Here is a 14,329-nt window from a genome sequence, read left to right on the forward strand (position 1 = left end):
GGCGGGAGGACGGTCAGGCGGCGGGGGTGCCGAGGCGGCCGAGGGACGCGTTCGCCTCCTCGACCCAGTGGGCGATCGCGGCGCGTCCGGCGACCTCGGCGGCCTGGCGGTAGTGCCCGGCGGCGACCTCGGCGGGACGTTCGAGGAACAGGGCGAGGTCGCCGAGGAGCTGCGCGATGGGGCCGACCGTGGCGACGGACGTGGCCCCGCCCGAGAACTGCCCCGCGTACGGGAGCAGCGCCGCGTAGACGTCCTCGGCCAGGTCGCGGTCGCCGAGGGCGATGGCGCGCAGGCCCCGCACCGGCATGGTGAGGTCGAAGAAGTAGTCGGGCCGGACGGGCCCGGCCCCGGCGACGACGCGGCGGGCCTCGGCGGTGCGTCCCGCCCCGACCAGCGCGAGCGCGTGCAGGTCGGCGGTGGCCCCGACGTGGCTCCACTGCCGGTGCAGCCACGCGGCCTCGTCGATCATCTCCCCGGCGCGGCCCTGCACGAGCCGCACGCAGAACGGCCCGAGGACGCCCATGCCGCGCTCGCTGGACCAGATCCTGATCCGGCCGATGGTGCCGTTCAGCCGCTCGTAGGTGCGTTCCGCCTCGTCGAGGGGGGCGCGGAACGCGTGGATGAGCTCCGCCTCCCAGAACCCGATCTCCGCCAGCAGCGGCAGGCCGTACTGGTCGGCGAGCTGCCGTCCCTCCTCCAGGTGCCGGTGCGCGGCGGTCTGGTCGAGTTCCGCGACGGCGGCCTGCTGGACCTGCAGATGCGCGAGGACGCGGTAGGCGCCGAGGTCGTGCCGGGTGGCGAGGTCGAGGAGCTCGGCGGCGATCCGGCGCCGCTCGGCGAGGCCGTCCGCGGTGCGGTAGGAGTTGAAGTAGGCGCCGTTCAGCGCGACGGCGATCAGCTCGGGGACGCCCAGGTCGCGGGCCGTGCGGACGGCCTCCGCGGACGCGGTGACGCCGCGGTCGTGCGGCTCCCCCTCCAGCTCCATCGCCAGCGTGGTCAGCAGCCGGACGCGCAGCTCGGGCTCGTCCGCGGGGAGCCGGGCGAGCGCCTCGCCGGTGGCGTCGACGATGTCGTGGTCGAGGGTGCCGTACTCGCGGCTCGTCCACAGCGTGGGGACGTCGAAGCTCGCGATGATCCGGGCGAGCAGCCGGACGTCGCCGAGCGCGCGGGCGTCGGCGATGGCGGCGTGGCGGCGTTCGCGGGCGCCCACGACGTTCCCGGCGAGGGCGGAGGCGCGGATCGCGGAGACCTCCGCCGCGAGCCGGTCGCGGGTCGCGCCCGGCCCTTCGGCGCGCAGCGTCTCCACGACGCGGATCCACAGCCCGGCGGCGGTGCCGTGCGCGAAGCGGGCCTCGGCGGCCTCGGCGGCGCGCCGCGCGTACCGGACGGCCTTCGCCGGGTCCGCGCCCGACTCCAGGTAGTGGTGCGCGATCGCGGCTACCTCGCCGGGCGCGTGCCGTTCGAGCGCGGCGGCGACGCGGCCGTGCAGCCGGGTGCGGCGGGCCCGGGAGATCGCCTCGTAGAGGGTGTCGCGGACGAGGGCGTGCGCGAACCGCATCCGGCCCGGACCCGGCTCGGTGACGAGGCCCCCGGCGAGTCCCGCCTCGACGGCGTCGATCACGGTGTCCTCGTTCCCGGCGAGTTCGGCGAGGACGCGCAGGTCGGCGTCGCGGCCGACGACGGCGGCGTCCCGCAGGACGTCCTGGACGGGGCTCGGCAGGCGGGCGATGCGGCGGCGCAGCACGTCCCCGACGCCGGTGGGCACGCGGCGGGTCGCGGCGGGCAGGCCCTCGGCGTCGAGGAGCCTGGCGGTCTCGCGGGTGAAGAACGGGTTGCCGCCGGTCCGCTCGGCGATGACCTCCAGCTCGGCGTCGCCGACGCTGGTGGCGCACGTGCCGCGGACCAGCGCGGCGACCTCGGGCGACGACAGCCCGCGCAGGTCGATGCGCGCCGGTTCGTGCCGGGCGAGCGCGGCGAGCGCGGTCGCGAGCCGTTCGGGGACCTCGGTGCTCCGGAACGTGGTCAGCAGCAGGACGGGACGCTCCCTGAGCCGCCCGGCGAGCCGGACGAGCAGCGCGAGGGTCTCCTCGTCCGCCCAGTGCAGGTCGTCCAGGACGAGGAGCAGCGGCGCGGTGGCGGCGAGCCCGGTGAGGTAGTCCTCGACCGCGAGGTGGAGGCGGAACCGTCCCGTGCTGACGTCCGCTCCGGCGCCTCCGATGACGCCGTCGTCCAGGAGTGGGGCGAGGCGGGCGGCGAGCAGGTCGTCGGGCGGCGCGGCGGCCGTCAGCTCGCGGAGCAGCTCGGCCCACGGCCAGGCCGCCGGGGCTCCCCCGGTCTCCGGCGCGCGGCCCCACGCGCACGTCCAGCCCTGGTCGGCGAGGCCGCGCGCGAACCGTTCGGTGAGCGCGGTCTTGCCCATGCCCGCGTCGCCGCCGATCAGGACGACGCCGCTCCAGCCCGCGACGGCGTCCCGCGCCGCGTCCTCCAGCCGAGCCAGCTCCGGGACCCGCCCGACGAACGCGCTCTCAGGCGTGTCCCCGGGCTCGGGCGCCAGCCGCAGGACCGACCGTCCTCCAGCCCCCACCCGCCACCATTCAATTGACGAGCTCCGCTCGACTGGACGCTCCTCGTCCGGCCCGGGCTCCCCCAAGGCGGGCGACTGGGCCAGGATGTCGGCCTCCAGGCGCCGCAGCGCGGGACCCGGGTCGACGCCGAGTTCCTCGGTGAGGGTCGCGCGGGCGCGGCGGAGGGCGGCGAGCGCGTCGCCCTGCCGTCCGGCGCGGTAGAGGGCCAGGGCCAGCAGCCGCCACGCCTCCTCACGCAGCGGGTTCGCGGCGGCGTGGGTCTCCAGGTCGGGGACGGCCTCGGCGGCGGACGCGAGCCTCAACATCGCGTCGGCGCGGCGTTCGACGGCGAGGCGGCGGCGCTCGTCCAGCCGGGCGGCCTCGGCGGCGGCCCACGGCAGGTCGGCGAACTCGGCGTAGGCGGGGCCGCGCCACTCGGCGAGCGCCCGCTCCGCGCGGCGGCGGGCGTCCTGCGGGTCCGCGTCCAGGAGTTCGGCGGCCTCGTCGATCAGCGCGTCGAACCGCCACGCGTCGACGTTCCCGTCCGGCAGCCGGAGCGCGTACCCGGGCGGCTCGGTGACGAGGATCCGGGCGGGCGTGCGGGGCGGACGATCGGGCTCCAGCGCTCGCCGCAGATGCGACACGAACGACTGCAGCCCGGCGGCGGCGCGGGACGGCGCCGTGCCCGCCCACAGGTCCTCGACGAGCGTGTCGGCGGGCACCATCCGGCCCCGCGCGGCGACGAGCCGGGCCAGGACCGAGCGCTGCCGGGGACCGCCGAGGTCGGCGGGCGCGCCCGCCACCTCGGCGCCGAAGGCCCCGAGAACGCGTACCACGGTCGACATGTCCCGATCAGCCTAACCGGGACATACCGTCCTCCAGCCCCCACCCACCGCCATTCAACGGACGAGCTCCGCTCGACGGCCGCTGCGATCAACTCCCCTCAGATCAGGCGGGGCTGGGCTCCCGTTCCCGTTCGGCTTCCGCCGTGGGCGCGGCGCCGCCGTGCAGGTCGATGTCGGGCAGGACGCGGGCGAGCGGCCGCGGCAGCCACCAGTTCGCCCGGCCGAGCAGCGACATCGTGGCCGGGACGAGCACCAGCCGGACGATCGTCGCGTCCAGCGCCACCGCGACCGCGAGGCCCACCCCCATCTGCTTGATCACCAGCCCGGGGTCGGCGGCGAAGCCGAGGAACACCGCCACCATGATCAGCGCCGCGCTGGTGATCACCCGTCCGGTCGCGGCGAGGCCGGTGGACACCGAGGCGCGCGCGTCGCCGTGCAGCTGCCACTCCTCCCTGATCCGCGACAGCAGGAAGACCTCGTAGTCCATCGACACGCCGAACAGGACCGCGAACATCAGCAGCACGATGAAGCTCGACACCGGGACGCTGTGCGGGAGGCCGAGCAGGCTCGCGCCCCACCCCCACTGGAACACGGCCGTGAGCACCCCGTACGCGGCGCTGATCGACAGCAGGTTCATCACGGCCGCCTTCAGCGGCGCCAGCAGCGACCTGAACATGATCATCAGCATGATGAACGAGGTCGCGACGACCGCGCCGATCACCGGCCAGAGCCGGTCGGACAGCACCCGGGACAGGTCCGTGTAGACGGCGGTGAGCCCGGTGACCTCGGCGCCCGGCGGCAGCGCGTCCGCGCGGACCCGGTCGACGAGGCCGGTCACCCGCTCGTCCTGCGGCCCGTACTCCGGCGTGACCATGATCACGGCCGCGTCGCCCTTCGGGGACAGCTGCGGCGGCGCGACCGACGTGACGCCGTCCGTCCCGGCGAGCCGCTCGCTCACGCCCGGCAGCGCGCTCCGGTCCACCTTCGTGAGGTCGACGGCGACGAGCAGCGGGCCGTTGGCGCCCGCGCCGTAACCGTCCTCGACCAGGTCGTACGCCTGCCGGACGGTGTTGGACGTCGGCTCGCTGCTGGCGTCGCTCGGCCACGTGCGCATGCCGAGCGCGGGCGCGGCGAGCGCGAGCATCAGCGCGAACGCGGCGAGCAGCCAGGGCCACGGGTGCCGTCCGACGTGCTCGGCCCACCGCCTGACCCGCGGCGACTCGACGGTGATCGTCGCGCCGGCGGCCCGGTCGCGGCGGCGCAGCACCCGGCGCCCGGCGAGGCCCAGCACCGCGGGCAGCAGCGTGACCGCGCTCAGCACCGTCGTCGCGACGACCAGCCCGGTCGTGAAGCCCATCGTCATGAAGACCGGGACGCGGGACAGCACCAGCCCGCACAGCGCCAGCAGCACCGTCGACCCCGCGAAGATCACCGACAGGCCGGCCGTGGCGTTGGCGCGGGCCACCGCCTCGGGGACGTCCAGCCCGGCCGCGAGCCCCTCCCGGTGCCGGGTCAGGATGAACAGGGCGTAGTCGATGCCGACGCCCAGCCCCACCATGATCGCGAGCGTCGGCGCCGTCGTCGCGACGTCGGTGAACGCCGCCAGCAGCGTCACCCCCGACACGCCCGCGCCCAGCCCCGCCAGCGCCACCACGAGCGGCAGCCCCGCCGCCACCACCGACCCGAACGCCAGCAGCAGGATCACCAGGGCGGCCACGACCCCGATCGCCTCGGCGACGCCGCCCGGCGCGGTCACGTTCTCCGGCACCTGGCCGCCGAACTCCACCTGGTAGCCGGCGTCGTCAAGGTTGTCCGTGGCCCCCCGCAGGAGATCGAGCGTCGGCTTCGGCTCGAGTTCCGTGACGGGCACCGAATACCGGACGGTCATGAGCGCGGTCGCCCCGTCCGCGCTGGGCCGCGGGGGGTCGACCGCGCTGACGTGCGGCAGCTTCCGCAGCTCTCCGGACGCCGCCGCCAGCGCCGCCTGGTCCACCTTCCCGGACTCGGCGTGCACCACCACTCTGGCATCCGCTCCCGACAGTGCGGGGAACCGCTCCTCCAGCAGGTCCGTGGCCCGCTGCGACCCCGTCCCGGACAGCGTGTAGTTGTCGTGCAGCGCGCCTCCCGCGGTGCCCGCGAGACCGGCCACGACGCCGATGAGCACCAGCCAGACGGCGATGAACCGCCACGGGCGCAAGGCCGCGGCCTTGCCCAGGCGGTAAAGCAGACGGGACATCTCTTCTCCCCCATGCGGCATGTTCCGGACAGCACTGTCCGACATTTCCGAGCATTGCGCGCCGCTCTTGCCGTCCACTTGGCACTCACTTGCGAGGCACGCTTTCCTTCGCCCGTACGCTTGGGGCGTGAGCGAGCTGAACCCCGAGGACGCGAAGATCATCACCCTGGCCAGGTCCGCGCGGGCCCGGACGAACGCCGCCGAGGGCGCCGCCGTCCGCGACGAGACGGGCCGCACCTACTCCGCGACGAGCGTCGACCTGCCGTCCCTCAAGCTCTCGGCCCTCAAGGTGGCCGTGGCGATGGCCGTCTCCAGCGGCGCCGAGGACCTGGAGGCCGCCGCCGTCGTCACCAAGGCCGGCACCCCGGACCCCTCCGACGTCACCGCCGTCCGCGACCTGGGCCCCAAGGCCCCCATCCTCGTCGCCGCCCCGAACGGCACCCTCACCAAGACCCTCGGCTGAGGAGCCCGATCAGAGAAGGTTCTCGGAGTCACTCGATCGGCGAACCAACACCGTGCCGACGCGGTTGCGGCGGCCGGCGATGGTCTCGGCCTTCAAGGACAGGACGGGGCCGCCGTCGTCGGTGCGGACCTCGGCGGTGGAGCCTTCGATCGGGACGCGGCCCAGCGCGTGCGCCAGGAGGCCGCCGACGGTCTCGACCTCCTCGACGTCCATCTCGACGTCGAACAGTTCGGCGAGGTCCTCGACGGGGAGGCGGGCGGTGACGCGGACGGCGCCGTCCGGCAGCCACGTGACGGCCGGGGTCTCCCGGTCGTACTCGTCGGTGATCTCGCCGACGATCTCCTCCAGGATGTCCTCGATGGTGACGAGGCCCGCGGTGCCGCCGTACTCGTCGATCACGATCGCCTGGTGGATGCGGCGGGCCTGCATCTCGCGGAGCAGCTCGTCGATCGGCTTGCTGTCGGGGACGTAGGTGGCGGGCCGCATGACCGAGTCGACCGTCTCCGTCGACTCGCCCTCGCGGTGCTCCTGGCTGCGGCGGACGACGTCCTTCAGGTAGGCGATCCCGACGACGTCGTCCTCGTTCTCGCCGACGACGGGGATGCGGGAGAAGCCGCTGCGCAGCGCGAGCGACATCGCCTGCCGGAGCGTCTTGCCGCGCTCGATGAACACGATGTCGGTGCGCGGCACCATCACCTCGCGGACGAGCGTGTCGCCCAGCTCGAACACCGAGTGGATCATCTCCCGCTCGACCGGCTCGATCAGGCTGCGCTGCTCGGCGAGGTCGACCAGGTCGCGCAGCTCCGCCTCGGACGCGAACGGCCCCTCCCGGAACCCCTTGCCGGGGGTGAGGGCGTTGCCGAGCAGGATCAGCAGGCGGGGCAGCGGCCCGAACACCCGCGTCACCGGGTGGATCACGGCGGCACCGGCGAGCGCGACGCGGTCGGCGTGCTGGATGCCGAGCGTCCGGGGTCCGACCCCGATCACCACATAGCTGACCACGATCATGATCGCGGCGGCGGTGACGTAGGCGCGCCACGTCTCGTCCAGCCAGGAGATGCACAGGTCGGCGACGATCACGGTGGCGACCAGCTCGCAGCCGATGCGCAGCAGCAGCACCATGTTGACGTAGCGGGCCGGGTCGGCGACGACCTCGGCGAGCTTCTTCGCGCCGCGCCGCCCGTCGCGGACGACCTCCTCGACGGTGACGCGGGACACGCGCGCGAGCGCCGCCTCCGCGCCGGCCAGCAGGCCCGCCATGAGGACAAGGCCCACCGCAAGGGCCGACAGCCACGCCTGCGCGGTGCTCATCAGCCTTCGCGTTTCTCCCGCCAGGAGGTCAGGAGCTCGGCCTGCAGGCCGAACATCTCCCGGTGCTCCTCCGGCTCGGCGTGGTCGAAGCCGAGCAGGTGCAGGATGCCGTGCGCGCACAGCAGCTCCAGCTCGTCCCCGGTGCTGTGCCCGGCCTTGCGCGCCTGCTTCGCGGCGACCGCCGGGCACAGGACGACGTCGCCGAGCAGCCCGGGGTCGGTCTCGCCCTCCTCGTCGGCGCCGCCGGAGCCGCCGGACATGTGGCCGGGGCGCAGCTCGTCCATGGGGAACGACAGCACGTCGGTCGGGCCCGGCTCGTCCATCCACTTCTCGTGCAGCTCGGTCATCGCGGCCTCGTCGACCAGCAGAACCGACAGCTCCGCCAGCGGGTGCACGCGCATCCCGTCCAGGACGTGCCGCGACAGCCCGGCGATGGCCTTCTCGTCGACGGGCACGCCGGACTCGTTCAGCACCTCGATGCTCACTACCGCCTCCGCTTGCGCGACCCGTCCCGGCCCGCCGCGCCCTGCTTGATCTGCGGGACGCGCGACTCGTCGTAGCGGTTGTAGGCGTCGACGATGTCGGTGACCAGCCTGTGCCGGACGACGTCGCGGCTGTCGAGGCGGCAGAAGTGGATGTCCTCGACGCCGTCGAGGATGTCCTGGACGACGCGCAGCCCGCTGAGGTGCCCGCTGGGCAGGTCGACCTGGGTGACGTCGCCGGTCACCACGACCTTCGAGCCGAACCCGAGCCGGGTGAGGAACATCTTCATCTGCTCGGGCGAGGTGTTCTGCGCCTCGTCCAGGATGATGAACGAGTCGTTGAGCGTCCGCCCGCGCATGTAGGCGAGCGGGGCGACCTCGATGGTGCCGGCGGCCATCAGGCGCGGGATCGAGTCGGGGTCGACCATGTCGTGCAGCGCGTCGTACAGCGGCCGCAGGTACGGGTCGATCTTCTCGTAGAGCGTTCCCGGCAGGAATCCGAGCCGCTCCCCCGCCTCCACGGCCGGGCGCGTCAGGATGATCCGGTTGACCTGCTTGTCCTGGAGGGCGCGGACGGCCTTGGCCATCGCCAGGTACGTCTTGCCGGTGCCCGCGGGGCCGATCCCGAACACGATCGTGTGCTTGTCGATCGCGTCGACGTAGCGGCGCTGGTTCAGCGTCTTCGGGCGGATCGTCCGGCCGCGGCTGGACAGCACGTCCAGCGTGAGGACCTCGGCGGGACGCGCGCCGGTCTCGCCGCGCAGCATCGCCAGGCTGCGCTCGACGGCGTCGGGGGTGAGCTGCGTGCCGCCCTTCAGCAGTTCGAGCATCTCGGTGAAGAGCCGGGAGACCAGGTCGGTCTCGGCCTCCGGGCCGGTCACGGTGATCTCGTTGCCGCGGACGTGGATGTCGAGGTCGTCGCCGACCGCGCCCTCGATCGCGTGGAGGAGCTCATCCCGGGAGCCGAGCAGGCTCACCATCGAATGGTCGTCCGGCACCACGATCTTGATCTGGGAACGCGAGCCGTCCTGGTCGTCGCGTCCCGTCCGGGGCGAGGCGGGGGTGGACCTCGTGTGAGTTGATTCGACCATCAGCCGGGCCTTGCGGCCTCTCCGACCTGCCTTCTGTCTGCTCCGGGTGTCCAGGTGTGTCGCTTCCATCGTACTGGCCGCCCCCGACAGGACGCCGTTGGATTTTCCGCGTGGCGCAGGCGGCGCGCAGGCGCAGGTCGAGCGGGCCGGGCCGGGTCGGGCGGCCGGGCCGGACGGGCCGGGTGGACGGGTCGGCCGGACGGGTCAGCCGGGCGGCCAGTTGAGGCCACGGCCGCCGAGGACGTGCGCGTGCACGTGGAACACGGTCTGGCCGGCCTGCGCGCCGGTGTTGAACACGACGCGGTACCCGGTCTCGGCGACGCCCTCGTCGACGGCGACCTGGTGGGCCTCGCGGACCAGCTCGGCGAGCAGCTCGGCGTCGGACGCGGCGATCTCCGCGACGGTCGGATGGTGGTCCCGCGGGATGACCAGCACGTGCGTGGGCGCCTGCGGGTTGATGTCGCGGAACGCCACCGTCCCCGCCGACTCGCGGACGATCTTGGCGGGCACGTCCCCGGAAACGATCTTGCAGAACAGGCAGTCGGTCATCTGTCTCCCCTCGCCGGCGGCGGCCCGCCGTCCCTCGCGGGGCGCGCTCTCCCCTCGCGGACGCGCCGCGGACGCGCCGTGACCGCCCCGGAATCCTATCGATGCACGCGCGAACGTCCCTCGCGGCCTCCCGCAGTCGATAGAATCGATCCCTGATCGACCTTCCGATGCCGGCGGCATTCCGACCGTCAAATGGTTAAGGTTGTCAGCTCAAGGCGTACCCCCCGGTCCGCAGCGCACGGCGACAGGCACACCGCCTGGCGCCACGCATCGCGGCGCGCTCGGACCCGGGCCGGGAGCGCCCGATCCACGCCGCTCCGCAGGACCATCCGAATGGACGGCCGGGGGACGGCAAAGGCGGCGGATAGGTGACCGAGGCAAACCAGGACATGCCCTTTCGTAAACCGAGCGACGAGGGTACGCGTCCCACTGACGTGACCGAGACCCTCGTGGCCAGGGGCACGGCGGGCGCGGTGGCCGTCGCCTGGGACGCCGACCAGGCGGTGACGGCGCTGTACAGCGCCAACTACCGCTCGCTGGTGCGGCTCGCCGCCATGCTCGTCCGGGACGCGGGGACGGCCGAAGAGGTCGTCCAGGACGCGTTCGTCGCGATGCACGGCGGCTGGCGGCGCCTGCGCGACCCGGACAAGGCACTGTCCTACCTGCGCCAGTCGGTGGTGAACCGGTCGCGATCGGTGCTCCGGCACCGCGCCGTCGTCGAGAAGTACGCCCCGAAGGGCCTGCCGGACGCGCCGAGCGCGGAGGCCGGGGCGATCGGGGAGCTGGAACGCTCGGCGGTCATCGACGCGCTGTCCCGGCTGCCCGCACGCCAGCGGGAGGCGCTCGTCCTGCGTTACTACGCCGACCTGTCCGAAGCGGAGATCGCCAACGCGATGGGCATCTCCCGCGGCGCCGTGAAAAGCCACACGGCCCGCGGCATGACCTCGCTACGTAACGTCCTGGAGCAATTCTCATGACCACCGACCCCCACGACGAGCACGGCGAGGTCCTCCGCCGCGCCCTGAACGCGGAGGCGGAGACGGTCAACCCCGCAGGCGACGGCCTGGAGCGCATCCGGGCCCGCGTCACCGACGGCCCCGGCCGCCGGTTCGGTCTCGACCGTTTCGGCCTCGCCCGCTACGGGCTCGGGTTCGACCGGTTCACCGTCAACTGGGCGCGTCCCGTCCTCGCCGTGGCGGCGGCCGTGGCGATCGCCGGGCTGGGCGTGACCGCACCGCAGACCATCGACCTCATCCAGCAGTCGGTCGGCAGCAACGGGACGGCCGACGGCGACCGGGACCCCAACGGCGGCGAGCGCACCGGCGCGGGCGGCGACCCGCAGTTCCCCGACCCGTCCTCGCCCGGCGCCGGCGCGAGCGGCGACCCGAGCGGCCCGGTGTCGCCGAGCGCCAGCACCTCGCAGGGGATCTCGGCCTGCCGCATCCCGCCGGCGGCGAGCCCGCCGACCGCGGCCACGTCGCCCGCCCCGGACGCGACGCCCACGCCGTCGACCACCCCCTGCCCGGGCCACACGCCGTCGCAGACGCCGACCACGTCGCCGACGCCGACGACGTCCACGCCCGACCCCGGCAACCCCACCGACGAGCCGACCCCGTCCGTCACCAGCGAACCCGCCCAGGCGCCCGGCCCGGCGGGCTCCTGACGGGGCGCGTCACCAGCGGCCGGTCGCCGCGAGCAGGACCGCCGCGGCCGCCACCCCGGCCGTCGACGTGCGCAGGACGGTCGGGCCGAGCCGCGTGGGGCGCCCGCCCGCTTCGGCGAGGCGCTCCAGTTCGTCCTCGGTGATCCCGCCCTCGGGGCCCACCACGACCACGATGTCGCCCTCCGCGGGCGGCTCGACGGCGCTGAGCGGCGCGTCGGCCCCCTCGTGCAGGACGAGCGCCAGGGACGCGGCGGCGACCCGTCCGGCCACGTCGCCGGTGGACGCCAGGCCGGCGATCTCGGGGAAGCGGCTGCGGCGCGCCTGCTTGCCCGCCTCCCGCGCGGCGCCGCGCCAGCGGGCGAGGGCCTTCTCACGGCGTTCGGGACGCCACTGCGTGACGCACCGCGCCGCCGCCCACGGGACGATCTCGTCCACCCCGGCCTCGGTCATCGTCTCGACGGCCAGCTCGCCCCTGTCCCCCTTCGGGAGCGCCTGGACGACCACGATGCGGGGCGAGGGCGGCGGCTGCCGGTGCCGGGCCAGCACGTCCAGCGTGAGGGACGCGCGGCCCGCGTCGGCGACGACGCATTCGGCGAGGAGGCCCGCGCCGTCGGTCAGGTCGACGCGCTCACCGGGCCGCAGCCGCCGCACGGTCGCCGCGTGCCGCCCCTCGGGCCCGTCGAGGACGACGCTGCCGCGTTCCAGCGCGTCCGTCGCGGCGAGGAACACCGGCGGGCTCATGCGCGTCCCCCTGCGGATTTCGGTGGCCGTCCAGGCTCACGGGTCGTCCAGGCTCGCTGGCCGTCCAGGTCACTGGCCGTCCAGGTCACTGGTCCCCGTGCTCTGAGGTGCCGCGGCGGCCTTCCTCGTAGGCCGCCGCCGCTGCTCTTCAGTGCTGGTTGAAGACGTCCTTGAGGCGGGAGAACATGCCGCGCTGCCCCGGCGCGAACTTGCCGGGCGGACGTTCCTCGCCGCGCAGGGTCGCGAGCTGCCGCAGCAGCTCCTCCTGCTCCTCGTCGAGCCGGTTCGGAGTCTCCACGTTCACATGGATCATCAGGTCGCCGCGGCCGCTCTCGTTGAGGTGCCGGACGCCCCGGTTGTACAGCGTGATGACCTGCCCGGACTGCGTGCCGGGCTTGATGTCGACGCTCTCGGCGGCGTCCAGCGTCTCGATGGTGACGCTGGTGCCGAGCGCCGCCGCCGTCATCGGGATCTCGACCGTGCAATGCAGGTCGTCGCCCTCCCGCTCGAAGATCGCGTGCGGCTTCTCCACGATCTGCAGGAACAGGTCGCCGGGCGGGCCGCCGCCCGGGCCGACCTCGCCCTCCCCGGCGAGCTGGATGTGGATGCCGTTCTCCACGCCCGCCGGGATCTTGACCTTGACGGTCCGGCGGGTGCGGACGCGGCCGTCCCCCGAGCACTCGGTGCACGGGTTGCGGATCACCGAGCCGAACCCGCCGCACGCCGGGCAGGGCCTGGCCGTCATGACCTGGCCGAGGAACGACCGCTGGACCTGCTGCACCTCGCCGCGCCCGTGGCACGTCTCGCACGTGTCCGGGTGGGTGCCGGGCGCGCAGCCCGACCCCTCGCAGCCGGTGCAGACCACGGCGGTGTCGATGGACAGCTCGCGGGTCGTGCCGAACGCGGTCTCGCTGAGGTCGAGCTCGACCGGCAGCGTCGCGTTCCGGCCGCGCCGCGCCCGGGTCCGCGGGCCCCGCGACGTCGCGGTGCCGAAGAAGGCGTCCATGATGTCGCTGAACGGGAACCCGGCGCCGCCGAAGCCGCCGGCGCCGCCCGCGCCGCCGCCCGGCGCGAACGGGTCCGCGCCCAGGTCGTACATCTCGCGCTTCTTCGGGTCGGAGAGCACCTCGTACGCCTGGGTGATCTCCTTGAACCTGTCCTGGGTCTCCGGATCCGGGTTGACGTCCGGGTGGAGCTCCCGCGCGAGCCGGCGATAGGCCCTCTTGACCTCGTCGGCGCTGGCGTCCCGCCGGACGCCCAGGGTCGCGTAGTAGTCGTTGGCCACTTACGACCCCGCCAGGATCTGTCCCACGTAGCGTGCCACTGCCCGTACCGCTCCCATCGTGCTGGGGTAATCCATGCGTGTAGGCCCGAGCACTCCCAGCCGGGCCAGTGTGAGGTCGCCCACGCCGTAGTCGGCGGCGACGACCGAGGTCGACCGGAGCCCCAGATCGGGGTTCTCGGTGCCGATCCGCACCGTAACTTTAGAGGAATCGCCGGTCTCGCCGAGCAGCCGCATCAGCACCACCTGCTCTTCGAGCGCCACGAGAACCTCCCTCAGGCTCTGCGAGAAGTCCACCGCGGCGAGGTTGGCCGCACCCGCGAAGACGATCTTCTCCTCGTGCTTCTCGACGAGGGTCTCCAGCAGCACCGACAGCACCGACGCGGCGAGCGGACGCTCGTCCGCCCCCACCTTGTCGGGCAGGTCCGCCACCGCGGTCGGCACGTCGCCGAGGCCGAGCCCGTCGAGGCACGTGTTGAGCAACGCCCGCAGGTGCCCGATCGATTCCTCCGACACCGTGCCGCCGGATTCGATCACCCGCTGCTCGACGCGCCCCGTGTTGGTGATCAGGACGAGCAGCAGCCGCCCCTCGGCGACCGGGACCAGCTCGACGTGCCGCACCGACGAGCGCGTCAGCGACGGGTACTGCACGACGGCGACCTGCCGGGTGAGCTGCGCGAGCAGCCGCACCGTCCGGCCGACGACGTCGTCGAGGTCGTAGGCGCCGGACAGGAACGTCTCGATCGCGCGGCGCTCGGCGACCGACAGCGGCTTGATCGTGGACAGCCGGTCGACGAACAGCCGGTAGCCCTTGTCGGTGGGGACGCGCCCGGCGCTGGTGTGCGGCTGGGTGATGTACCCCTGCTCCTCCAGCACCGCCATGTCGTTGCGGATGGTGGCCGGGGACACGCCGAGGTTGTGCCGGTCCGCCAGCGCCTTCGAGCCCACCGGCTCGTTGGTGGAGACGAAGTCCTCCACGATGGCGCGCAGGACGGCGAGCTTCCGGTCGTCCAGCACCTGGTCACCTCCTTCGTCCCGCCGGGCCCGTGCCGCCGGCGCCCCCGCGCCGCTGGCACTCCATACTCCCGAGTGCCAATTGTAC

General features: G+C 73.9%; 12 protein-coding genes. 3 read left to right on the forward strand and 9 right to left on the reverse strand.

Annotated elements, in window-relative coordinates; translation table 11 throughout:
• Positions 1–13 precede the first annotated feature (13 nt).
• Together ACH35V_RS10340 and ACH35V_RS10345 are read right to left on the reverse strand one after the other, a co-directional pair.
• Entirely contained in the window at positions 14–3,409 is a 3,396-nt protein-coding gene (locus ACH35V_RS10340; RefSeq protein WP_395971613.1) for a BTAD domain-containing putative transcriptional regulator, read from the reverse strand.
• A 103-nt stretch (positions 3,410–3,512) separates the two neighbouring features.
• Positions 3,513–5,645, reverse strand: a complete 2,133-nt coding sequence (locus tag ACH35V_RS10345; protein WP_395971614.1) for an MMPL family transporter — start codon at positions 5,643–5,645, stop codon at positions 3,513–3,515.
• Positions 5,646–5,772: 127 nt separating this feature from the next.
• Between ACH35V_RS10345 and ACH35V_RS10350 the strand changes: the two genes are divergently transcribed.
• Entirely contained in the window at positions 5,773–6,108 is a 336-nt protein-coding gene (locus ACH35V_RS10350; RefSeq protein ID WP_395971615.1) for a cytidine deaminase, read from the forward strand.
• A 9-nt stretch (positions 6,109–6,117) separates the two neighbouring features.
• Here the strand turns inward: ACH35V_RS10350 and ACH35V_RS10355 are convergent, their stop codons facing one another.
• From ACH35V_RS10355 to ACH35V_RS10370, 4 genes are all read right to left on the reverse strand, one after another.
• A complete protein-coding gene (locus tag ACH35V_RS10355) occupies positions 6,118–7,419 on the reverse strand; it encodes a hemolysin family protein (RefSeq protein ID WP_395971616.1) in 1,302 nt (433 codons plus the stop codon).
• A complete protein-coding gene (gene ybeY, locus ACH35V_RS10360) occupies positions 7,419–7,904 on the reverse strand; it encodes an rRNA maturation RNase YbeY (protein WP_395971617.1) in 486 nt (161 codons plus the stop codon). Before ybeY ends, ACH35V_RS10355 begins: the two co-directional genes overlap by 1 nt.
• Positions 7,904–8,992 carry a PhoH family protein gene (locus tag ACH35V_RS10365; protein WP_395971618.1) on the reverse strand — a complete coding sequence of 363 codons (1,089 nt, stop codon included), beginning with the start codon at positions 8,990–8,992 and terminating at the stop codon, positions 7,904–7,906. The genes ybeY and ACH35V_RS10365 overlap by 1 nt, the downstream gene beginning before the upstream one ends.
• 204 nt (positions 8,993–9,196) lie before the next feature.
• Positions 9,197–9,541 carry a histidine triad nucleotide-binding protein gene (locus ACH35V_RS10370; RefSeq protein WP_395971619.1) on the reverse strand — a complete coding sequence of 115 codons (345 nt, stop codon included), beginning with the start codon at positions 9,539–9,541 and terminating at the stop codon, positions 9,197–9,199.
• A 389-nt stretch (positions 9,542–9,930) separates the two neighbouring features.
• On the opposite strand from ACH35V_RS10370, the gene ACH35V_RS10375 reads away from it, so the two are divergent.
• Both ACH35V_RS10375 and ACH35V_RS10380 read left to right on the forward strand, forming a co-directional pair.
• Positions 9,931–10,518, forward strand: a complete 588-nt coding sequence (locus tag ACH35V_RS10375; protein WP_131966996.1) for a SigE family RNA polymerase sigma factor — start codon at positions 9,931–9,933, stop codon at positions 10,516–10,518.
• Complete coding sequence (locus ACH35V_RS10380) at positions 10,515–11,204, forward strand: hypothetical protein (RefSeq protein WP_395971620.1); 690 nt, start codon at positions 10,515–10,517, stop codon at positions 11,202–11,204. Before ACH35V_RS10375 ends, ACH35V_RS10380 begins: the two co-directional genes overlap by 4 nt.
• Positions 11,205–11,213: 9 nt before the next feature.
• Here the strand turns inward: ACH35V_RS10380 and ACH35V_RS10385 are convergent, their stop codons facing one another.
• The 3 genes from ACH35V_RS10385 to hrcA all read right to left on the reverse strand — a co-directional run bounded on the left by ACH35V_RS10385 (position 11,214) and on the right by hrcA (position 14,244).
• Positions 11,214–11,945 (reverse strand): 16S rRNA (uracil(1498)-N(3))-methyltransferase, encoded by a 732-nt coding sequence (locus ACH35V_RS10385; protein WP_395971621.1) that lies wholly within the window; start codon positions 11,943–11,945, stop codon positions 11,214–11,216.
• A 148-nt stretch (positions 11,946–12,093) separates the two neighbouring features.
• Entirely contained in the window at positions 12,094–13,230 is a 1,137-nt protein-coding gene (gene dnaJ / locus ACH35V_RS10390) for a molecular chaperone DnaJ (protein WP_395971622.1), read from the reverse strand.
• Entirely contained in the window at positions 13,231–14,244 is a 1,014-nt protein-coding gene (gene hrcA, locus ACH35V_RS10395) for a heat-inducible transcriptional repressor HrcA (protein WP_395971623.1), read from the reverse strand.
• Between the last annotated feature and the right edge of the window lie 85 nt (positions 14,245–14,329).

This window comes from Actinomadura sp. 1N219 (assembly GCF_044326405.1).
Lineage (GTDB): Bacteria > Actinomycetota > Actinomycetes > Streptosporangiales > Streptosporangiaceae > Spirillospora.